The 20,734-nt window shown below is 69.1% G+C and carries 24 protein-coding genes; 5 read left to right on the top strand and 19 right to left on the bottom strand.

All coding sequences use genetic code 11. The features are described 5' to 3' along the window. Positions 1-156 precede the first annotated feature (156 nt). Together creD and tsaB are read left to right on the top strand one after the other, a co-directional pair. Positions 157-1,506, top strand: a complete 1,350-nt coding sequence (creD, locus tag AC1Q5A_RS01580; RefSeq protein ID WP_492697586.1) for a cell envelope integrity protein CreD — start codon at positions 157-159, stop codon at positions 1,504-1,506. Beyond that, on the top strand, positions 1,503-2,195 hold the full coding sequence (gene tsaB / locus AC1Q5A_RS01575) for a tRNA (adenosine(37)-N6)-threonylcarbamoyltransferase complex dimerization subunit type 1 TsaB (protein ID WP_492697584.1): 693 nt from the start codon (positions 1,503-1,505) through the stop codon (positions 2,193-2,195). The genes creD and tsaB overlap by 4 nt, the downstream gene beginning before the upstream one ends. A gap of 58 nt (positions 2,196-2,253) precedes the next feature. Here the strand turns inward: tsaB and AC1Q5A_RS01570 are convergent, their stop codons facing one another. Both AC1Q5A_RS01570 and AC1Q5A_RS01565 read right to left on the bottom strand, forming a co-directional pair. Continuing rightward, entirely contained in the window at positions 2,254-2,847 is a 594-nt protein-coding gene (locus AC1Q5A_RS01570; RefSeq protein WP_492697582.1) for an ester cyclase, read from the bottom strand. Positions 2,848-3,097: 250 nt separating this feature from the next. Then, positions 3,098-4,135: a YeiH family protein gene (locus tag AC1Q5A_RS01565; RefSeq protein ID WP_492697579.1), complete on the bottom strand. Its 1,038-nt coding sequence runs from the start codon at positions 4,133-4,135 to the stop codon at positions 3,098-3,100. A 101-nt stretch (positions 4,136-4,236) separates the two neighbouring features. Between AC1Q5A_RS01565 and AC1Q5A_RS01560 the strand changes: the two genes are divergently transcribed. After that, entirely contained in the window at positions 4,237-5,112 is an 876-nt protein-coding gene (locus AC1Q5A_RS01560; protein ID WP_492697576.1) for a LysR family transcriptional regulator, read from the top strand. 10 nt (positions 5,113-5,122) lie between these two features. Here AC1Q5A_RS01560 and ptsP read toward each other — a convergent pair whose 3' ends face one another. The 12 genes from ptsP to AC1Q5A_RS01500 form a co-directional block, all read right to left on the bottom strand. Beyond that, the gene (ptsP, locus tag AC1Q5A_RS01555) at positions 5,123-6,865 is read right to left on the bottom strand and encodes a phosphoenolpyruvate--protein phosphotransferase (RefSeq protein ID WP_492697573.1); all 1,743 of its coding nucleotides are present in this window, start codon (positions 6,863-6,865) and stop codon (positions 5,123-5,125) included. A gap of 150 nt (positions 6,866-7,015) precedes the next feature. After that, positions 7,016-7,285 (bottom strand): HPr family phosphocarrier protein, encoded by a 270-nt coding sequence (locus AC1Q5A_RS01550; protein WP_492697571.1) that lies wholly within the window; start codon positions 7,283-7,285, stop codon positions 7,016-7,018. Further along, entirely contained in the window at positions 7,278-7,670 is a 393-nt protein-coding gene (locus AC1Q5A_RS01545; RefSeq protein ID WP_492697569.1) for a PTS sugar transporter subunit IIA, read from the bottom strand. The genes AC1Q5A_RS01550 and AC1Q5A_RS01545 overlap by 8 nt, the downstream gene beginning before the upstream one ends. 43 nt (positions 7,671-7,713) lie before the next feature. Next, positions 7,714-8,619, bottom strand: coding sequence for an RNase adapter RapZ (gene rapZ / locus AC1Q5A_RS01540; protein ID WP_492697565.1), 906 nt, complete (start codon positions 8,617-8,619; stop codon positions 7,714-7,716). Between the two features lie 4 nt (positions 8,620-8,623). Then, positions 8,624-9,589, bottom strand: coding sequence for an HPr(Ser) kinase/phosphatase (gene hprK, locus AC1Q5A_RS01535; RefSeq protein WP_492697563.1), 966 nt, complete (start codon positions 9,587-9,589; stop codon positions 8,624-8,626). A 149-nt stretch (positions 9,590-9,738) separates the two neighbouring features. Next, positions 9,739-10,062: a ribosome hibernation-promoting factor, HPF/YfiA family gene (gene hpf / locus AC1Q5A_RS01530; RefSeq protein WP_492697561.1), complete on the bottom strand. Its 324-nt coding sequence runs from the start codon at positions 10,060-10,062 to the stop codon at positions 9,739-9,741. 149 nt (positions 10,063-10,211) lie between these two features. Next, complete coding sequence (locus tag AC1Q5A_RS01525) at positions 10,212-11,663, bottom strand: RNA polymerase factor sigma-54 (protein ID WP_492697559.1); 1,452 nt, start codon at positions 11,661-11,663, stop codon at positions 10,212-10,214. 97 nt (positions 11,664-11,760) lie between these two features. Next, the gene (gene lptB / locus AC1Q5A_RS01520; RefSeq protein ID WP_492697557.1) at positions 11,761-12,480 is read right to left on the bottom strand and encodes an LPS export ABC transporter ATP-binding protein; all 720 of its coding nucleotides are present in this window, start codon (positions 12,478-12,480) and stop codon (positions 11,761-11,763) included. Between the two features lie 3 nt (positions 12,481-12,483). Continuing rightward, a complete protein-coding gene (gene lptA / locus AC1Q5A_RS01515; protein ID WP_492697554.1) occupies positions 12,484-13,068 on the bottom strand; it encodes a lipopolysaccharide transport periplasmic protein LptA in 585 nt (194 codons plus the stop codon). Then, complete coding sequence (gene lptC / locus AC1Q5A_RS01510; protein WP_492697551.1) at positions 13,031-13,627, bottom strand: LPS export ABC transporter periplasmic protein LptC; 597 nt, start codon at positions 13,625-13,627, stop codon at positions 13,031-13,033. The genes lptA and lptC overlap by 38 nt, the downstream gene beginning before the upstream one ends. Beyond that, the gene (locus AC1Q5A_RS01505) at positions 13,624-14,172 is read right to left on the bottom strand and encodes a KdsC family phosphatase (protein ID WP_492697549.1); all 549 of its coding nucleotides are present in this window, start codon (positions 14,170-14,172) and stop codon (positions 13,624-13,626) included. Before AC1Q5A_RS01505 ends, lptC begins: the two co-directional genes overlap by 4 nt. A 66-nt stretch (positions 14,173-14,238) precedes the next feature. Continuing rightward, the gene (locus tag AC1Q5A_RS01500; RefSeq protein ID WP_492698090.1) at positions 14,239-15,195 is read right to left on the bottom strand and encodes a KpsF/GutQ family sugar-phosphate isomerase; all 957 of its coding nucleotides are present in this window, start codon (positions 15,193-15,195) and stop codon (positions 14,239-14,241) included. 272 nt (positions 15,196-15,467) lie between these two features. On the opposite strand from AC1Q5A_RS01500, the gene AC1Q5A_RS01495 reads away from it, so the two are divergent. Together AC1Q5A_RS01495 and murA are read left to right on the top strand one after the other, a co-directional pair. After that, entirely contained in the window at positions 15,468-15,707 is a 240-nt protein-coding gene (locus AC1Q5A_RS01495; RefSeq protein WP_114340490.1) for a BolA family protein, read from the top strand. A 48-nt stretch (positions 15,708-15,755) separates the two neighbouring features. Next, positions 15,756-17,015: a UDP-N-acetylglucosamine 1-carboxyvinyltransferase gene (gene murA / locus AC1Q5A_RS01490; RefSeq protein WP_492697547.1), complete on the top strand. Its 1,260-nt coding sequence runs from the start codon at positions 15,756-15,758 to the stop codon at positions 17,013-17,015. Between the two features lie 64 nt (positions 17,016-17,079). Here murA and AC1Q5A_RS01485 read toward each other — a convergent pair whose 3' ends face one another. The 5 genes from AC1Q5A_RS01485 to AC1Q5A_RS01465 form a co-directional block, all read right to left on the bottom strand. Continuing rightward, on the bottom strand, positions 17,080-17,583 hold the full coding sequence (locus AC1Q5A_RS01485) for a hypothetical protein (RefSeq protein WP_492697545.1): 504 nt from the start codon (positions 17,581-17,583) through the stop codon (positions 17,080-17,082). Then, the gene (locus tag AC1Q5A_RS01480) at positions 17,580-18,455 is read right to left on the bottom strand and encodes an FAD:protein FMN transferase (protein ID WP_492697544.1); all 876 of its coding nucleotides are present in this window, start codon (positions 18,453-18,455) and stop codon (positions 17,580-17,582) included. The genes AC1Q5A_RS01485 and AC1Q5A_RS01480 overlap by 4 nt, the downstream gene beginning before the upstream one ends. After that, positions 18,421-18,954, bottom strand: coding sequence for an FMN-binding protein (locus tag AC1Q5A_RS01475; RefSeq protein WP_492697542.1), 534 nt, complete (start codon positions 18,952-18,954; stop codon positions 18,421-18,423). Before AC1Q5A_RS01475 ends, AC1Q5A_RS01480 begins: the two co-directional genes overlap by 35 nt. A gap of 16 nt (positions 18,955-18,970) precedes the next feature. Next, on the bottom strand, positions 18,971-19,903 hold the full coding sequence (locus AC1Q5A_RS01470; RefSeq protein ID WP_492697540.1) for a DUF6662 family protein: 933 nt from the start codon (positions 19,901-19,903) through the stop codon (positions 18,971-18,973). A 92-nt stretch (positions 19,904-19,995) separates the two neighbouring features. Next, positions 19,996-20,703, bottom strand: a complete 708-nt coding sequence (locus AC1Q5A_RS01465; protein WP_492697538.1) for a DUF3108 domain-containing protein — start codon at positions 20,701-20,703, stop codon at positions 19,996-19,998. Positions 20,704-20,734: the final 31 nt, after the last annotated feature.

Genomic DNA, 20,734 nt, shown 5'->3' with positions numbered 1-20,734 from the left:
GAACGCGCGAATGACCGGTCCCGGAATGACCGCGCCGCTGGTGCGCAGTTTCGCCGTCATCGATGCGCCATCTTGCGGCCCGTTGCCGGACTGCCGTTGCCCGCGCCGGTGCCGTTGCGGCTGTTCTGATCGGGGCTCCGATCCGGGGAGCGCGAGATGATGCGATGGACACAGACAGTGATGGCGAAGGTGCTGGGCATCGGCGTGCTGGCGTTGCTGATGACGATACCGCTGCTGCAGGTGAACGGGCTGGTCAATGGACGCCAGCAGTTGCGCGAGACGGCGGTTGCGCAGATTGCGCAGGGGTGGGGTGGCCGGCAGGTGCTGGGCGGCCCGGTGCTGGTGGTGCCGACCGTGCGCCCGATGCCAATGGAAGGCATGGTGGCGGCGCCGTGGCAGGCCGGCAGCGAGAGCTTGCTGGCGGATGCGCTGCGGCTTGATGTGGCGATGGACGTGCAGATGCGTGGCTACGGCATCTATACCGCGCCGGTATTCGTCGCCACGGTGAAGCTCGACGCGCAGTTCCGTGCGCAGGACCTCGCCCATTATCGCCAGGGCAGCAGTGCCCGGTGGCAGGGCGGCAAGGCCGAGTTGCGGCTGCCGGTCGGTGACCTGCGCGGCCTGCAGGAGGTGAGCGAGCTGCGCATCAACGGCCAGCCGGCGCGCTTCGAGTCGTCGGCCGAGCGGCTCGGCCTGTGGCCGACCGTGGTGGTGCCGATCGACCTGGAAGCGCTGGGCGGGCAACCGATCGACGTGCAGGTCGACCTGAAGCTGGCCGGCACCGAGGCGCTGCAGCTGCTGCCGTTGGCGCGCAGCACCGGGGTGACGATGCGCGCGCCGTGGCGCGATCCGAGCTTCGTCGGCGCGGCGCTGCCGCTGGAACACGCCATCGATACCCGCGGCTTCAACGCGCACTGGCACCTGCTCGATCTCAACCGCAGCTATGGCCAGCACTGGGTCGACAACGATGCCGCGATGATCCCGGCGCTGCAGGCATCGACCTTCGGCGTGCAGCTGTACCAGCCGGTCGACGTGTACCAGCGCAACGTGCGCGCGGGGAAATACGGGCTGCTGTTCATCACGATGACCTTCGTCGCGTTCTTCCTGTTCGAGGTGCTCAAGCGGCAGCGCGTGCACCCGCTGCAATACCTCCTGGTCGGCGTGGCGCTGGCCACGTTTTACGTGGTGTTGCTGGCGCTGTCCGAGCAGATCGGCTTCGGAGCGGCGTATGCGCTGGCGGCGGCCGCGGTGGCCGTGCTGGTGGGTGGCTACATGATGGGGGTGCTGCGCGCGCGGCGCGCCGGCCTGTTGCTGGGCGGCGTGCTGGGGCTGATCTACGCGATGCTGTACGGGTTGATCGCGGCCGAGCAGTACGCGCTGCTGATCGGCGCGCTGGTGCTGCTGGCGATGGTGGGCCTGATGATGTACCTGACCCGCCGCATCGACTGGTACGCCTACGTGCCCACGTCGACCGAGCCGCCAGCCGCTATCATGGGCCAACCATGAACCTGCTCGCGATCGAAACCGCCACCGAAGCCTGCTCCGTCGCCCTGATCCACGGCGACGAGCTGATCGCCCGCAGCGAGATCGCGCCGCGCCGGCACACCGAACTGGTGCTGCCGATGGCCGACGAACTGCTGGCCGAGGCCGGCCTCGGCCGCCACGCGCTGGACGCGATCGCGGTAGGCCGCGGTCCCGGTGCGTTCACCGGCGTGCGCCTGGGCGTGTCGCTGGCGCAGGGCATGGCGCTGGCGCTGGACTTGCCGGTGGTCACCGTCTCCTCGCTCGCCGCGCTGGCGCTGGAAGCGCCGGAGGAAGACGGCACCGTGATCCTCGCCGTCATCGACGCGCGCATGGGCGAGATCTACGCCGCCTGCTACCGCCGCGACGACAACGGCGGCCTGATCGCGCTGGACGACGAACGCATCTGCACCGCCGGGACGCTGGTTCTGCCCGAAGCCGGCACGTGGCAGGTCGTCGGCACCGGCTGGGCCACCTACGCCCCCGTGCTGAGCCAGCGCCTCACCGGCACCCTGCATTCCGCCGATGGCTTGCGTTACCCGCAAGCCGCGCACGTTGCCGAGCTGGCCATGCGCGAGTTTAAGGCCGGCCACGTGCAGGCACCGGAGCTGGCGTTGCCGGTGTACCTGCGCGACAAGGTGGCGCTGACGCTGGTGGAGCAGGGGAAGGCCTGAGTCGCCACGTTCGCAAGCTCGCCGCCGCGGCGAATCGCGGGTGCGAGCTTGCCCGCAACTATTTGCCGACCCCGATTTGCCGCATCAGCGTGGCGTTGTCCCAGAACAGATACTCCTCATACATGAGGCCCTGCTTGTTCCAGTGTCCCAGGGTCGCCATCGGCAGATGGTATGCCTTGCCGGTGGGCTGAATCACCGTGCCGTCGGCCATCACCATCGGCTTGGTGAACGTGCCATCGAGAAATCCAGCGACAGCCGTCCATTGGGCATCCGCCGTGCCGAACCTTATGGGGTGCTGGGTGATGCGGTTGTCCGGCGCGAAGGTCCACATGAATTTCAGTTCCTTGACGTGGTCCGGAATACCCTTGGTGGTATGGCCATCCGGGTAGTGCACGACGATGTTTTTGTCGTGGCTCCTGTGGAGGTTTTCCCACTGCTGCCCGGTGTAGACGTGGAAATCGAGATCGTCGAAGTTGGCCAGGTTCTTGGCGAGTGCCGGCGGCATGCCCGCCACCTTCGGTGTCGGCGCGTCAACCTTGGTGCTTGGCCAGTTGTCTTGTGCAAGAGCCTTGCCCGGAGTTGCCGCGAGCAGAAATCCGGTTGCAAGGCTGGCACCAAGCGCGAGCGATAACACAACTCTTTGCATTGTCATGATTCATTCCTTTTCGTCAGGTGTGGAAGACGCAGCAGGTGCACGCAAGGCCGATGGCAAGGATGAAGCAGGCGCGTCACGCCATTGCCGACGGGCCGCCACGCCTCCCGCATTCTCCACTTCCGCTGGACGATCGTAAATCGGCTGTATTCCTGCAGCTGGGCGGCTCTTGAGGGTGCTCGCTCCAGCAGCGCATGCCTGGCGGATGTCGTCCGCCGCGTTCAGGGTGGACGTTGGGCCATGCGTGACGTCAAAGCTGCCCGATCACCCACTGCACCAGCAAGCTGCTCACCGCCACCGCGATCCACACGCCCAGCCCCAGCAGGATTGGCCGCGCGCCGCTGGCGGCCATCTTGCGCAGGTTGGCGGACAGGCCGATCGCGGTGAGCGCCACAACGATCAGGAACTCGGCCAGCAGGTGGATGGCCGGCTGGATCGCCAGCGGGACCAGGCCGGCGGTGCGCAGCGCCGAGGCGACCAGGAACCACAGGATGAACCACGGGAAGATGCTGGCGAGGCTGAACTGGCCGACGCTGCCGGCTTCGGCGTGCTTGCGCTTCTCGCGCGCGGCGACCGCGAAGGCGAGCACCAGGCAGACCGGGATGATCAGCGTGGCGCGGGTCAGCTTGACGATGGTGGCGTAGTCGCCGGCGGCGTGGCTGTAGCTGTAGCCGGCGGCGACCACCGAGGAGGTGTCGTTGATCGCGGTGCCGGCCCACAGGCCGAAGCCGAGGTCGGACAGCTGCATCAGGTGGCCGAGCAAGGGAAACAGCAGCACGGCGACCAGGTTGAACAGGAAGATGGTGGAGATCGCGAACGCGGTGTCGTGGTCGTCAGGGCGGATGATCGGGGTGACCGCGGCGATCGCCGAACCGCCGCAGATCGCGGTGCCCACGCCGATCAGGATCTTCAGCTTGTCGTGCACGCCGAGCCAGCGGCCCAGCGCCCAGGCGCTGACGAAGGCCACCGTCATCGTCACCAGGGTCACCGACAGCGATTCGAGGCCGGTCTTCGCCACCTGGCCCAGGCTGAGGCCGAAGCCCAGCGCGATGATCGACCACTGCAGCACCTTCTTGCCGGCGAACGCGATGCCGGGCGCATAACGCTCGCCCGGCGACAGCAGGTTGCGCACCACGATGCCCAGCACGATGCCGATCACCGGGCCGCCGACCAGCGGCAGGCGGCGGCCCAGCCACAGCGCCAGCAGACCGGTCGCGACCGCCAGCAACAGCCCGGGAGCACGTTGCCTGGGTAGCGAGGAAGGAACGGGAAGGGTCGAGGTATTCATGCGTGGGGCTCCGGCAACCGCGCCATTGTCAGCCCGCATGCCAATCAGGAAAATTTGAAATATATGATTGGATGTATCAGGCAAGCTGATAGGATCGGCCGATGATCAACATCAGCCCGCGCCAGCTGGAGGTGTTCGTGCAGATCGCGCTGCACGGCAGCGTGCGTGCCGCGGCCGAGCGGCTGCACCTGACCCAGCCGGCGGCCAGCATGGCAGTGGCGGAGATGGAGCGGCAGCTGGATGCGCCGCTGTTCGACCGCGAGCGCGGCCGCCTGCGCCTGAATGCGCGTGGCCGCGAACTGCTGCCAATGGCGCAGGAACTGCTGGAGCGGCATGCCGAGTTCGGCCGGCGCGGGCGCGCGGAAGGTGCGGCGCTGGGCGGCGAATTGCGCATCGGTGCCAGCAATACGGTGGGCAATTACCTGGTCGGCGAGCTGCTCGGCGGTTTCGTGCGCGCGCACCCGCAGGTGGCGATCCGCCTGCGCGTGGCGAATACCGAGACGATCGCCGCGGCCATGCTCGAGCACAGCCTGGACATCGGCTGCGTCGAAGGCCCGGTGGCGCATCCGCTGCTGGAAGTGCGGCCGTGGCGCGACGACCTGCTGGTAGTGTGTGCGCCGCCGGAGCATCCGCTGGCGCGCAGGCGCAGCCTGAAGCCTGCCGATTTCGCCGGTGCGCGCTGGGTGTTGCGCGAACCCGGCTCGGCCACCCGCGCCACCAGCGAACGGGTGCTGGCGCAGTTGCCGCCGGGCGAGACCGTGCTGGAGCTGGACCAGATCGAGGCGATCAAGCAGGCGGTGGTAGCCGGGCTGGGCATCGCCTGCCTGCCGGCGGTGGCGGTGACCGATGCATTGGCGACCGGCCGGCTGAAGGCGCTGAAGACGCCGTTCCTCGACCTGCGGCGCAAGCTCTCGCTGCTGCTGCACCGCCAGAAGTACCGTGGCGCCCTGCTGGATGCGTTTCTGGACGGCGTGTGACGCGCAGGAATCAGCGGTTGGACGCGCCAACGATCTCCGCCAGCATCGCTGCGGCCTGCTCGTGCGTGGGCGCATTCAGCAGTCGCGCGGCGTGGCGGCGCAGGTAGGCGTGGTCGAGCGTGGCGAGCCGGTCCCGGACCTGCAGGATCTGCGCCGGATGCATGCTGAACTCGTGGAGGTCGAGCAGCAGCAGCAGCGCGGCGAAGTTCACGTCGCCGGCGATCTCGCCGCACAGGCTGACCGGCTTCTTCGCGCGGCGGCCGGAAGTGAGCACGTGCGAGATCAACCGCAGCAGCGCCGGCTGCAACGGGTTGTAGATGTTCTCCAGCGCGTCGTTGCCGCGGTCGGCGGCGAGCACGTACTGCGCCAGGTCGTTGGTGCCGATGGCGAGGAAGTCGGCGTGCTCCAGCAGGGCGCGCACGTTGATCGCCGCGGCCGGCACCTCGATCATCGCGCCCAGCGGCAGTTTCTCCGGCAGGTCGATGGCCTCGCGCTTCAGGTCCTGCCGCGCCAGCTTGAACAGCGTGCGCACCGCGATCATCTCGTCCGGCTGGGTCACCATCGGCACCAGCACGCGCACCGGGCCGTAGCAGGCGGCGCGCAGGATCGCGCGGATCTGGGTGGTGAACACCGCCGGATAGCGCAGCGACAGGCGCACGCCGCGCACGCCGAGCGCGGGGTTGTCCTCGCCGCGCAGGGTGAGCCCGGCGGCGTCGGCCTTGTCGGCGCCCAGGTCCAGCGTGCGGATGGTCACCGGCAGGCCGCCCATGCCCATCACCAGGTCGCGGTAGGCGATGAACTGCTCGTCTTCCGACGGCAGCCCCTTGTGCTTGAGGAACAGGAACTCGGTGCGGTACAGGCCGACGCCGTCGGCGCCGCGGGCGCGCGCCATCGCCACGTCGGCCGGCGTCTCGGCGTTCGCCAGCAGGGCGATCTCGACGCCGTCGCGGGTGCGCGTGGGTGCATTCGCCAGCTTGGCCAGGCGCCGGCCTTCGGCCGCAGCCTCGCGCTGCCAGGCGCGGTAGCGCGACAGGTCCTGCGCGGCCGGGTGCACGATCGCCTCGCCGCGCTCGGCGTCGAGCAGGATCAGGTCGTCGTCGTGGATGTTGGACAGCGCGTCGCGGGTGCCCACCAGCATCGGCAGGCCGAGGCTGCGCGCCAGGATCGCGCTGTGCGAGTACGCGCTGCCGGAACTGGCGACCACGCCGAGCAGGCCGTTGCCGGCCAGCTGCGCCATGTCGGCCGGTGCGATGGAGTCGGCGATCAGGATCTCGCCCACGCGCGCGGCCAGCTTGCGCTCCTCCGGGCTGGTCTGCCGCTGCAGTGCGGAGATCACCCGGTTGATCACCTGCTCGACGTCTTCCTTGCGGCTGCGCAGGTAGGGGTCGTCCATCGCCTCGAACACGGCGGACAGGCGGTCGCGCTGCTTCTTCAGCGCGGCGCCGGGGCGGTAGTGGCCGATCCGCACCAGGTCGTCCAGCCCGCGCAGCAGTTCGGCGTCGTCCAGCAGCAGGCTGTGCGCGTCGATGAATTCGTTGACCTCGCGCGCCAGCGCGCCGTGCAGCTTGCCGCGCAAATCGCGCAGTTCCTGCCGCGCCGTGTCCAGTGCCTGGTGCAGCTTCGCCAGCTCGCCCTCGATCTCGTCCTCGGCCAGCGGCCGGGTGTCGACCGCGTAGCGGCTGGGCTGCACCAGCCGCGCACGGCCAAGCGCCATGCCGTGCGCAGCGATGGTGCCGGTGAGGACGTGTCTCACGCCCGGCCCCCTCGGGGGCCAGGCGCGGGAATAGGGAGTAGGGAATAGGGAATAGGCAAAGCGGACAGCACGGCGCTTGCAGGAAGCGGGGCGCTTGCGCGCGCTCCGCTTCTCCCGATTCCCGATTTCCGATTCCCGATTCCCTGCATCTCAGGCTCCCTCGTCGAACTTGCGCTCGAACAGCGCGATCACCGCGGCCAGCGCGGATGCCTCGTCGGACCCGTCGACGCGAATGGTCAGCGGGCTGCCGAGGCCGGCGGCCAGCATCATCACGCCCATAATGCTTTGCGCGTTGACTTCCCGGCCCTTGCTGACCAGCCACACGGTGGATTTGAAACCCTGCACCAGTTGCACCAGCTTGGCCGAGGCGCGGGCGTGCAGCCCCAGCTTGTTGGAAACGACGATCTCTTGCTCAAGCATGGTCGATGAAGATTCCCCCGCGGCCACCGCTGGCCGCGATCTCGGCCAGTTCGTCCAGTGGTTTCTCCGCATAATTGAGTACGCGCAGCAGCATCGGCAGGTTGAGGCCGGAGACGCAGTGCAGGTGTACGCCGAGCGCGCCCAGCGACAGGCCGATGTTGCACGGTGTGGCCCCGTAAAGGTCGGCCAGCACCAGCACGCCGTCGCCGGTGTCGAGCTCGCGCGCATGACGCACGGTGAGCTGGCGCATCACGTCGGGGTCCGATTCCGGCGGGATCTCCACCGCCGCCACCCGCAGCGGCAGCCTGGGCATGACGTGGTGCACGGCGGAGATCAGCGCCTGGCCGACCGCCTCGTGGGTCATCAGCAGCACGCCGACGCTCATGTCCGGCGACCTGCGGTGGCGATGTGCAGCGGCAGGTCGGTCATCACTCGAGCTCGCGATGGAAGGTGAGCACGCCTTCGCGCCGGTCGCGATAGTGGGCGGCGAGCTTCTCGACCAGGTAGACCGAACGGTGGCGACCGCCGGTGCAGCCGATCGAGATGGTCACGTAGCTGCGGTCGTCCTGTTCGAAGCGCGGCAGCCAGGCGTCCAGCCAGCGTGCGGTATCGGCGAAGTATTCGCCCACCAGCGGCTCGGCGTCGAGGAAGTCGCGCACCGGCTTGTCCTTGCCCGACAGCGGGCGCAGGTGCGCATGCCAGTGCGGGTTCGGCAGGCAGCGTGCATCGAACACGAAGTCCGCGTCCAGCGGCAGCCCGCGCTTGAACGCGAACGACTGGAACATCAGGGTCAAGCCCTCGGTCGCCTGTGCGTAGCCGGTGGCGACCAGCCGGCGCAGCTGGTGCACGTTGAGTTCGCTGGAGTCGATCACCTTCTCCGCGATCGCCATCAGCGGGCGCAGCAGGCGGCGTTCCTCGGCGATCGCATCGGCCAGCGACACGCCGCGGGTGGCCAGTGGATGACGGCGGCGCGTTTCCGAATAGCGCTTGATCAGCACCTCGTCGCGGCAATCCAGGAAGATCAGGTGCACCTGCACGCCGGCGACGGCCAGCTCCGACAGCACGGTCGGCATGTGTGCGAAGTCGGTACCGCGGTTGCGCACGTCCACGCCCACCGCGATGCGTCGCGGCCGGCCGCGACGGTCACCGCTGGTGGCTGCGTCGACCAGTTGCGGCAGCAGTACCGACGGCAGGTTGTCGACGCAGTAGAACTCCAGGTCCTCCAGCGCGCGGAGCGCCACCGTCTTGCCGCCGCCGGACATGCCGGTGAGCACGATCAGGTGGATGTCGCGCGGGTCGACCCGCTGGCTGGCGAAGGGAAAATCGTCGCTCATGCGTTCACCATGGGGGCAGCCGCTGCAACTGGTGTGCCTGGCGGTCGATGAAGGTCTGCGCTGGATCGATGCCCTTGCTCTTCAGCGCGTGGTTGCGCACGGCGGCCTCGACCAGCACCGCCAGGTTGCGGCCCGAGGCCACCGGGAGGGTGATCATCGGCACCTGCACGTCGAAGATCTCGCGATGGCCGATGTCGCCGGTGAGGCGGGTCAGCGTATCGCCGCTGTCGCCGAGGTTGACCTCGCCCTCGCGCAGCGGCTTGAGGTGGATCACCAGGCGCAGGTACTTGGAGGTCTTGACCGACATGTGGCCGAACATCTCGCGCACGTTGAGCACGCCCAGCCCGCGCACTTCCAGCAGGTCCTGCAGCAGTTCGGGGCAGCTGCCGTCGATCACGTCCGGCGCGATCAGGGTGAATTCGGTGGCGTCGTCGGCGACCAGCCGGTGGCCGCGGCTGATCAGTTCCAGCGCCAGCTCGCTCTTGCCGGAGCCGGCCTCGCCGGTGATCAGCACGCCGATCGAGAACACCTCGAGGAACACGCCGTGCAGGGTGATCTTTGCCGCCAGCATGCGCGCCAGGTGGTACTGCATGTAGGTCAGCAGCTCGTGGCCGCGCTTGGGGCTGATCCACAGCGGCGTGTCGGTTTCCTCTGCGACTTCCCGCAGGTCGGCCGGCACGGCCTGGTCCTTGGTGACGATCAGCGCGACCGGCTGGTAGGCGGCGATCTTGTGCATCACCTCCCAGCGCTGGCGCGAGTCCAGCCCGTCGAGGTAGTTCAGCTCCTCCGAGCCGATGATCTGGATCTTGTTCGGGTAGATGACGTTGAGGTAGCCGATCAGCGACGGCCGGCGCGCCTGCGCCGCGCCCGGCTCGAGCGCGCGCGATTCCCCGCGCATGCCGGACACCCAGCGCAGGGCCATGCGTTCGTGGACGCTGTCGTAGAGCTGTCGTGCGCTGATCCGATCCAAGCCTTGGGTCCCTTGCGCCGCGTGCCGTGGCCCGGTGGACCTTCGCGGCAGTGTGCTCATTGTGCCAGCTTGGACGATGGCGCGTGTCCGGAGGGCAAAACGGCCCGCCCCGGACGGGGCGGGCCGTGACGGGCCGGAGCCCGGGGCGGTCAGCCGTACTGGCGCTCTTCGCGGGTTTCGCGCTGATGCTTGTCGGCGACCTTTTCGCGGTACCTGCGCAGCTGGTTGACCAGCTTGTCGAACAGCACGTCGATGGAGGCGTACATGTCGGCCTCGGTGGCTTCGGCATGCAGGGTGGCGCCGATGACGCCGAGGGTGCCCTCGGCACGTTGCTGGAGCTTGTCGACCGAGAGCACGATCGCGAGGCTCTTCAATTTGTCGTCGAGGCGGGTGAGGCGGTCGAGCTTGGCGGTGGCGTGGTCGCGCAGGGCCGGGGTGACTTCAATCTGCTGGCCGCTGAGTTGGAATTGCATGGTGCGCCTCCTCTGGTGGTGCAGTGCCGCGTTTCGCGGCGGGTGGACGCGCGGGGCGTGGGGAGCCGCCGCGGATCGTGAATCATCCTTTAGCAGTTATGGGAGCGATTTTTCGTTAACCAAGTTCCCGTGGCCAGCCCCTGCGACAATCAGCCCGCGCGCTGGCGCTCGCTGGAGGTGGGGATGCGCAGCCCCTCGCGGTATTTGGCGACGGTTCGGCGCGCGACCTGGATGCCCTTGCGCTGCAATTCCTCGGCGATCGCCAGGTCGGACAGCGGCTTGCGCGCGTCCTCGGCCTCGATCAGCTTGCGCAGCATGGCCTGGATCGCGGTGGCCGACGCGCTGCCGCCGTCCTCGGTGGAGACGCCGCTGGAAAAGAAATACTTCAGCTCGAAGGTCCCGCGCGGGGTGTGCATGTACTTGCGCGTGGTGACGCGCGAGATGGTGGACTCGTGCATGCCGACCTCCTCCGCCACCTCGCGCAGCACCAGCGGGTGCATCGCCTCGGGGCCGTAGTCGAGGAACGCGCTCTGCCGCCGCACGATCGCCTCGGCGACCTTGAGCAGGGTCTCGGCGCGCGATTCCAGGCTCTTGATCAGCCAGCGCGCCTCCTGCAGCTGGCCGCGCATCCAGCTGGCGTCCTCGCCGTGGGCCCGCGCGATCAGGCCGCAGTAGTGCTGGTTCAGGCCCAGCCGCGGCTGCGCGTCCGGGTTCAGGCTGACCCGCCAGCGGCTGCCTTCGCGCACCGCGTAGACGTCGGGGGCGACGTATTCCACCGGTGTGGCGTCGAGCGCGGCGCCGGGGCGCGGGTCGAGGCTGCGGATCAGCACCGCGGCATCGGCCACGTCGTTCTCGCTGGCGCGCAGTCGCCGCACCAGCCGGGCGGTGTCATTGCGCGCCAGCAGTTCCAGCTCGCTGTCGACGATGCGCAGCGCCAGTTCGCGCTGCGGTGTCTCGGGGGCGAACTGTTCCAGTTGCACGCGCAGGCAGTCGCGCAGGTCGAGGCTGCCCACGCCGGCGGGGTCGAAACCCTGCAGCTGGCGGCGCACGGCATTGATTTCCTCGACGCTGGCGTTGAAGCCGGCGGGCAGGGCGGCGAGCACGGGCTCCAGTCCTTCGGCCAGGTAGCCATCGGAGTTCAGCGCGTCGATCAGCACGGTGGCGATCAGGTGCTGGCGCGGGTTGAAGGAGGCGAGGTTGAGTTGCCACAGCAGGTGCTGCTGCAAGGTTTCCGGCGCGGCGTTCTGTGGCTCGAAATCGTCGTCGCCACGCATGCCTGCGCCGCTGCCGGCGCTGGAGAAGTCGATCGGCGTTTCGGCTACACCGCCACCGTCCGACCAGTCGTCGGTGTCGTCGCCGGCTTCATCGCCGGCGGGCACGCTGGCGGTGATCGACTCGTTGCCGGGATATTCGCTTTCGGTCCCGCCGTTCTCGTCGTCCTCGACTTCCTCGGCGAATTCCAGCAGAGGGTTGCTCTCGGCGATCTGCCGCAGTTCGGCTTCCAGCTCCAGCTGCGACAGCTGCAGCAGGCGGATCGCCTGCTGCAGCTGCGGCGTCAGGGTCAGCTGCTGGTTGAGGCGAAGCTGCAGGGCGGGTTTCATGCCGGCGGGGTTGGATGGAATCGCGACCATCGTAACGCGTGCCCGTGGCTGCAGCCATAGCCCGCGGCCGCGCCGTTGACCCGCTTCGGCAGGTATGTCAGAGCCGGAATTCGCGGCCCAGGTAGACCTCGCGCACCTTCTCGTCGGCGAGGATGTGCGCCGGGGTGCCGCGTGACAGCACCTCGCCTTCGTTCAGGATGTAGGCGCGGTCGCAGATGCCCAGCGTCTCGCGCACGTTGTGATCGGTGATCAGCACGCCGATGCCGCGCTCCTTGAGGTGCCGCACGATGCGCTGGATCTCGCCGACCGAGATCGGATCGACGCCGGCGAACGGCTCGTCCAGCAGCATGTAGCGCGGGTTGGCGGCCAGTGCGCGGGCGATTTCCACGCGACGGCGCTCGCCGCCGGACAGGCTGACGCCCTTCTGTCCGGCGATGTGCTCGATCTTCAGCTCGTCCAGCAGGTTTTCCAGCTCGCTGTTGCGCTGCTGCGCGCTCAGCCCGTTGCGCAGTTCCAGCACGGCGAGGATGTTGTCCGCCACGCTGAGCCTGCGGAACACCGAGGCTTCCTGCGGCAGGTAGCCGATGCCCAGCCGGGAGCGCGCATGCATCGGCAGGCCGGTGATGTCCATCTTGTCCAGCTTGATCGTGCCGCCGTCCGCCTCGATCAGGCCGACCACCATGTAGAAGCAGGTGGTCTTGCCGGCCCCGTTGGGGCCGAGCAGGCCGACCACCTCGCCTTCGCGGATGGAGAAGCCGAAATCGCGCACGACCTGGCGGGACTTGAAGCTTTTCTGCAGACCTTCGGCGGAAAGCATCGGTTACTGCTGCCCCTGCGGGGTGGGCACGCTTTTCGCCGGCGCGGGCGCGGCGGCGCCGGCCGGTTTCGGCTTGGGCCGGAAGGTCATGTGGACCAGGCCGTCGCCGGCGCTCTCGCCGGTCATCTGGCTGGTCTCGGTGTTGTAGGTGAGCTTGTCGCCATGCGCTTCGCCGCGGCCCTTCTGGGTGACCGAGGCGTTGCCGCTGAGCACCGCGATGCCATTGACGTTGTCGTAGTCGAGCGTGGCGGCGTCGCCCAGCATCAGGTTGCCGTTGTCGTCCAGCTGCTCGAGATGGGCCGGGCTGCCGGTGATGACCACCCGGCTGATCTGGGTGTCCGCGTCGAAATACACCTTGGCCTGCGCGCCGGTGGCCTTCAGCGTGCCCTGGGTGATCACCACGTTGCCGGTCAGCGTGCTCACGCTGTTCGGTTTCTGGAAACCGTCGAAATTCTTGGCGGCGACCTGCATTTCCTGCTGGCGGTCGCTTTTCCTGGCCAGCGCCGGCTGGGTCGCGAACAGGCCGAGGACGACGACGGCGAGCGCGTACCTAGCGCTGGCGCGGCGGGAAGGTGGCATGGACGTCATCGAGCAGCTCCAGGTGTTTGTCATTGAGATCGGCGCGCATGCCGATACCGCTGATTCTAGTGCCGCCTTGCACCATCTGCGCCGGGGCGGCGGTTTCCAGGCGATTCTGCTTCGGCCAGGCGGTGACGTCGGCGGTCTGGATGCGGGTCGCCGGCGTATCGTCGAACGCCGCCCGGTTCATTTCCACCGGACCCTGCAGCTTGAGCTGGGTGCCGTCCTTGTTGACCCAGCCGTACAGCGACTGGCCCAGCCAGTCCGGCACGCCGGCCTGGTTGGCCGGCAACTGGAAGGTGGGCGCGTTGAGGTAGAGCGATTCGTCGCCCTCGCGGCGCTCCAGGTGCGGCGACTGCAGGTGGAAGCTGGGCAGGCCCTCGGCGTTGTACTCGGTCATCCGGGCGTCAGTCAGGGCGTAGCCGGAACGCGGCGGGCCGACGAAATCGGGGGTCTTCGGCGCCGGCCCCAGCCACCAGAGCAGCAACTGGCCCAGCCCGGCGGCCACGGCGACGGCGACGGTCGCCGCCGGCAGGCGCCGGTCGCGCAGCCAGAGGCGGAGGTTCATTGCCAGCGCTCCCGTTCGGCATCGCTGCGGCCCTGGGCGTGCAGGATCAGGTCGCACACCTCGCGCACGGCACCCATGCCGCCGCTGCGGGCGGTCCGCCAGTGCGCGGCCTCGGCCACCCAGGGGTGCGCGTTGGCCACCGCCACCGCCAGCCCGGCGACGCGCATCGGCGGCAGGTCGGGCAGGTCGTCGCCGGTGAAGGCGGCCTGTTCGGGCGCCAGGTGCAGCGCGTCCAGCAGTTGCAGCAGGCAGATGCGCTTGTCGCCCTGGCCCTGGTAGACGTGGGCGATGTCCAGTTCCTCGGCGCGCAGCGCGACCGGGTGGCTGATCCGCGCGGTGATGATCGCCACCTGCACGCCGTTTGCCTGCAGCCGCTTCAGGCCGAGCCCGTCGTGCACGTGGAATACCTTGGTTTCGTGGCCATCCTCGCCGTACCACAGGCGACCGTCGGTCAGCGTGCCGTCCACGTCGAACACCGCCAGGCGGATCTTCGCGGCGCGGGTCAGGAGATCGGTGGGGAGATTGGTCAGGTAATCAGTGGGCACGGGCGGGATTCTGGGAGAGCAGGATCAAGAGCGGCGTGTTTGATTGGTCTGATTCGTCGAGACGAATCAGACCACACGCGCACGGAGCAGATCGTGAATGTTCAGCGCGCCGACCACGTGCTGCTCGTCGTCCACCACCAGCAGGGCGTGGATCTGGTGCTGCTCCATCATCTGCGCCGCCTGCGCCGCCAGCTTGTCGGCGCCGATCGTCTTCGGGCCGCGGGTCATCAGCTCGGCCACGGTGGCGCCGCGCAGGTTCACGCCCTCGTCGTCCAGCGCGCGGCGCAGGTCGCCGTCGGTGAACACGCCGAGCAGATGGCCGTCGGCGTCGACCACGGCGGTCATGCCCAGGTGCTTGCGGGTCATTTCGACCAGGGCGGCGGTGAGGCTGGCGTCAGGCGCTACCCGCGGCACCTCGTCGCCGGTGTGCATCACGTCGGCGATGTGCAGCAACAGGCGCCGGCCCAGCGCGCCGGCCGGGTGCGAGCGGGCGAAGTCGTCGGAGGTGAAGCCGCGCGCCTCCAGCAGCGCGATCGCCAGCGCGTCGCCCAGCGCCAGCGCCACGGTGGTGCTGGTGGTCGGCGCCAGGCCCAGCGGGCAGGCTTCGCTGGAGATGCTGCCATCCAGGTGCACGTCGGCCTGGGTTGCCAGCGAGGAGGTCGGGCGGCCGGTGATCGCGATCAACGGGATGTCCTGGCGCTTGATCACCGGCAGGATGAACAGCAACTCGTCGGTCTCACCGGAATAGGAGATCGCCAGCACCACGTCCTGCGGCAGGATCATGCCGAGATCGCCATGGCTGGCCTCGCCCGGGTGCACGAAGAACGCCGGCGTGCCGGTGGACGCCAGGGTGGCGGCGATCTTGCGCCCAACATGGCCCGACTTGCCCATGCCGCTGACCACCACGCGGCCCCGGCAACCCAGGATCAGCCGGCAGGCCTCGACGAAGGCCGGCCCGATCCTTGCCCCCAGCGCCTCGACCGCCGCCGCTTCGGTGGCGATCACCGTGCGCGCGCTGCGCATGATGGCGTCCGGATCCAGCTTGGCCGGGGTGGCGGGAGAGGGCTGGGCGATGCGTGCGTTCATGGGGGCTCGACAAGGAAGGGAATGGCGGTCATCTCGCCGGACGAGGGGCGTCGCCCGTGCCGATCTGGTGCCGCCGTCATTTCTGCGCCAGCGGATTTCCATTACCATGGCATATTCGCATTTTAACGTCATTGAGCCAGTGCGATGGGTTCCCGTCGCGACGGAACCCCCTTTCCGGCTGGCCAGCCCTCTCCCATGGAACACTCCCGATGGACCCTGCCCGCATCCAGGCAATGATCGTGAACGGCCTGCCCGGCGCCCAGGTGGAGGTGAGTGGCGATGATGGCGTGCATTTCGAGGCCACCGTGGTCGCCAGCCAGTTCGCCGGCAAGCTGCCGCTGGCCCGGCACCGGCTGGTTTACGCCACGCTGGGCGAGCTGATGGGCGGCGCGATCCACGCGCTGGCCCTGAAGACGCTGACCCCCGAGGAAGCCGCGGCGCGCCATTGAGGGCTGCAGCCGCACTTCCCCCTCCGAGTTTCGATTGAAGGACTTTAGATGGCCAAGATCCTGATCAGCGGCGGTACGCCGCTCCATGGCGAGGTGGGCATTTCCGGCGCCAAGAACGCCGTGCTGCCGATCCTCGCCGGTTGCCTGCTGGCCGACGAGCCGGTCAGCATCGGCAACGTGCCGCACCTGCACGACGTCACCACGTTCATCGAGCTGCTCGGTCAGATGGGCGTGCAGCTGGTGCTGGACGACCGCATGAAGATGCACGTCGATCCCCGCACCACCAGCACCTGCGTGGCGCCGTACGACCTGGTGCGCACGATGCGCGCCTCGATCCTGGTGCTCGGCCCGCTGGTGGCGCGCTTCGGCCAGGCCGAGGTGTCGCTGCCGGGCGGCTGCGCGATCGGCTCGCGCCCGGTCGACCAGCACATCCGCGGCCTGCAGGCGCTGGGCGCCGAGATCACGGTCGAGAACGGCTACATCAAGGCGAAGGCGGGTCGGCTCAAGGGCACGCGCATCCTGATGGACATGGTCACCGTCACCGGCACCGAGAACATCATGATGGCGGCCACCCTGGCGCAGGGCACCACGGTGATCGAAAACGCGGCGCAGGAGCCCGAGGTGGTTGACCTGGCCCATTGCCTGATCGCGATGGGCGCGCAGATCGAGGGCGCCGGCACCTCGACCATGGTCATCCACGGCGTGGAGCGCCTGCATGGCGCCGAGTACGAGGTGCTGCCCGACCGCATCGAGACCGGCACCTTCCTGGTCGGTGCGGCGATGACCGGCGGCAAGGTGCGCGCGCGGCATGCCCGCGCCAGCACGCTGGACGCGGTACTGGCCAAGCTGGAGGAGTCCGGCGCGCACATCGCGACCGGCGACGACTGGATCGAGCTGGACATGGGCGGCCGCCGCCCGAAGGCGGTCAACATCAGCACCGCGCCGTATCCGGCGTTCCCGACCGACATGCAGGCGCAGTTCACCGCGCTGAACTGCGTGGCCGAGGGCACCGGCGTGGTCACCGAGACGGTGTTCGAGAACCGCTTCATGCACGCGCACGAACTGCAGCGGCTCGGCGCGGACATCCGCCTCGAGGGCAATACCGCGGTGGTGCAGGGCGTGGCGCAGATGAGCGGTGCGCCGATCATGGCCACCGACCTGCGCGCCTCGGCCTGCCTGGTGCTGGCCGGGCTGGTGGCCAAGGGCGACACCACGGTGGACCGCGTCTACCATATCGACCGCGGCTACGAGAACATCGAGGAAAAGCTCGGTGTGCTCGGTGCGAAGATCCGCCGCCTGCCGAATTGAGCGCTGCCCGGCGACGCGTCGACGCAGGTCTTCCGGTGGCGGCGCGGACCGGTTCGCGAGCGGTTTAGCCGGGCGGGTTGGGTCCGCTGCGGCCGCGGGGATGATGCCACCGGCCGCGCACCACATGCAGCACGAACAAGGCGGGCAGGCCCAGCCCGACGATCCAGTGGGCGAGCGAGGCGACGGCGCGCCAGCGGTCGTCCACCAGGTAGTAGAGCAGGTAGCCGGTGGCGATCAGCCAGCCCAGCAGCGCCACCGCGAAGCCGCCGCTCAGGCGGTGGCGTCCGCTGCGCCAGCCGGCGACGATGTGCGCGCCCCACACCAGGCCGAACGTCCACAGCGTGGCGAAGGCCGCCGCCGCGTGCAGACGCAGCCACCACGGCTCCAGCGGGTGCGGGGCGGTCCCGAACTCGCCCCTCCGCTGCATGAAGTAGTGGAACAGCAGCCACAGCACGCCGCTCAGCCACAGCACGCCGCCCACGGCATAGGCCGTGTGGCGGCGGCGGCGCGACAGTCGCAGCGGCATGGCATGCCCGACCGCGCGGCGCGGCATCGGGTGCGGCTTCATGCCTGCGCCCCCAGCACCGACCAGTGGTCGTCGGCGTGCAGGTAGGCGGTCGCGTCCAGCTCCCGCAGCAGCGCTGCGCTGGCCGCGCCGTCGGCCAGCACGATCTTGGTCAGCGCGTCGGCCGCCATGCACTGCGTGGCGACCACGCTGACGCTCGCCTGCATGCCGGTGGCGTGCCGCGTGCGGCCGTGCAGGTGCGGCCCGTCGCCTTCGATGCCGCGCCCGCTGCTGGTGGCGACCGCGGCCGCCTCCACCTCGAGTACCGGGCAGTGCGCCGGCGCGTATTCGCCGGTATCGATTGCCACCCGGTGCAGCCCCGCGCCCAGCAGGCGCAGGTCGCCGCCGGCGTTGACGCAGGCCTGCGCGATGCCATGCGCGCGCAGGCTCCCGATCGCGCAGTCCACCGCGTAGCCCTTGGCGATGCCGCCGAGGTCGATCCACAGCGCGCGCCGCCGCCGCACGCGCGGCGACGCGTCGTCCAGCTCGACATCGCGCCAGTCGGCGCCGGGATCCGGCGTCGCGCCGGCGGGCGTCGGCAGCAGGCCGCGGGCCGCCAGCGCGGAGCCCACGGTCACGTCGAACGCGCCGTCGCTGCGGGCGGAGAACGCCAGTGCCGCGCGCAGCACGGCGGCGGTATGCGGGTCGATCGTCACCCATTCGCCGACCGGCGCGCGGTGCAGGCGCGAAAGGTCGCTGCCCGCCTCGTGGAAGCTCATCCGCGCGTGCACCTGCGCCACCGACGCGAACGCCGCGTCGATCGCGCGGTGCGCCGCTATCTCGTCGCCATCCGCGGCGACGCGGATGCTCACCGTGGTGCCCAGCAGCGGGCGCGCCCGCTCAAGCGTGCGGCTGCTGGGCGAGCACGAGGGCATAGGTGGCCAGCAGGCGCTTGACGCCGTCGGTGATGTGCCGGCTGGAGAGCGTGGCACCGGAGATGTTCTGGATGTCCCCGCCCAGTTCCAGCGTCGCGCCGTGACTCTTGCCGGTGAACTGCGCGCGCCAGGCGGCGTTGCGCACGCCGTCGCCGTAGGTTTCGCGGTACTCGAGGATCTCCACGTCCTTCACCGCGCCGTGCGCGTCCAGCGCCAGCGCGAACGGGATGAAGTCGTGCTTGCCCACCACCTGGTCGGCGATGAACCAGCCGCCGCTCGAACTGCGCCATACCTTCAGCTGCGGATTGAGCACGTCGACGCCGCAGTCGCGCTCGATCGCCTTGACCTGCGCCGGGGTGAGGTTGGCGAAGGCCGGGGTCAGCGTGGCGCCGGGGAACATCAGCGCCTGCGCCTGTTCCACCGTGAGGTAGACGGTGGCATGGACCGGCGCGGCCACCACCAGGGCGGCCACGGGAAGCAGCACGAGACGGGATTTCATCGGTGTCCTCGGACCATCAGAAGTAGAAGCCAGCCTTCACGCGCAGGCGCCATTTCTCGAAGTCGACGTCGTAGCTGCGTCCGCCGACCACCGCGCCGGGTTCGCCGTTGGCCTGCTCGCTGGCCCAGGGTAGCTGCTGCAACAGGGTGGCGGTGACGAAGAAGCGGCGGCCGCCGTAGTGGATCACCGGGCCGAAATAAGTGGCGTTGTTGGTCTGGCGGGTGAAGTGGTAGCTGTTGTACTCGTGCTCGTTCTCCAGCTCGAAGCCGGCCGACCAGTTCGGCATGAAGCGGTACGACGCGGCGAAGCCGAGATTGGCGTCTACCTCGTAGTTCCAGCTCTTGCGGGTCGGGTCGGCCGAGTCCTCCTGATAGCGCCACTCCGGCGCGTAGGTGGCATTGAAGGCCATCACCAGGCGGTCGTCGAGGAAGTTCTTCTGCAGGATCAGCTTCGCTTCCAGCTCGCGGAACGCCGGTCCCACTGTGGGTTCGAGGTAGAACGCCACGCCCAGCCCGTCGGTGTAAGGGCTGAGCACGCGCCAGATCATCTCTCCCGAGAAACCGACGAAGCGCTTGCCGTTGTAGTGGGCGTAGGGCGTGGGCTGGTCGTAGGACAGCGGCTCGGGCGGCGTGGTGACGCCATAGGGACCGTTGCGGTACGCAGAGGCCTGCAGGTAGTTGGCGTACAGCGCCACCTGCAGGTTGTCGGCCAGGCCGTATTCGAATTCGGTGCGGCCGTCGAGCTGGTTGAAGCGGCCGCCCGCCTTCTGGTGGCGCCAGGTCGCCCACTGCTCCATTTCCATCGCGCCCTTGGGCAGCAGGTCGGTGGTGTAGACGTAGCCGAACATGCTTTCTTCGGCCTGGGCCTGGGGAGCGCAGAGGCTGCCGGCGAGGCTGGCGGCGGACAGGAGGAGAAGCGGCAGGAAACGCCGCGGCAGCGGGTGAAGCATAGGGGGATTCCATTCGGCAAATGCGAATTATTTGCATCTGACGAGTGGAAGTCAACGTCCAACCCCGGCCTGGGGGGAATCGTGCCCGCGGTTCAGTCGGCCTTGTAGCTCACCAGTTCCATCACCATGTCGCCGCCGTCGTGCTGCGACAGTTTCACCGGCAGCGGGTAACGGCCGGGGGCGTACCAGGCGCTGAAGCCGCGGTCGGCGTCGGTGCGGTCGACCCGTTGCGCGGCGAAGCTGCCGGCGGGGACCTTCACGGTCTCCTTGCCGGTCACCTCGAAGTGCTGCGCCTGCACCTCCTGGCGCACCGCGACCGGCAGCGTGACCTGCCGCCTGCCATCGCGCAGTGCCAGCCCCAGCGCCAGCGCCAGCGTATTGCGCTCGACCATGCCCGGGCTGGCCGGATAGCTCCGCGGACCCTTGCCCTCGTCCACGGTCACGCGGTTTTTCGGCCAGTCGACCACCAGGTGGCGCTGCTTGGCCTTCACCGCGGTCTGCATCCGGTAGTCGTAGCCGACCGCCTCGGGCACGTCGCCCTTCCAGCGGAAACGCGAGCTTTCCGTGACGCTGGCGCCGAGCAGGGCGGCCAGCCCGTCGGTGCCCTTGGTGTCCTTGCCATAGATCCACTCGCCGTTGCCGGCCGCGCGCAGGGTCACCGTGGCGACACCCATCGGCTGGCCGCCCTGCGACACGTTGTAGGTGGCGGTGAAGGCGCCAGGCGTGGCGGCGGGCGCGGTCCGGGCGCCGAGCAGCAGGCCGAGGCCGAGCAGGGGGGCGAGCAGGGGTCGGATGGTCATGCGCGGAGTCTGCCGAGACCGGGCTGAACCG

This window comes from Rhodanobacter sp. GW835-FHT13D09 (genome assembly GCF_058793995.1).
The sequence above is the reverse complement of the archived record's forward strand: the minus strand, read 5'-3'. Positions and strand labels throughout refer to the sequence as shown.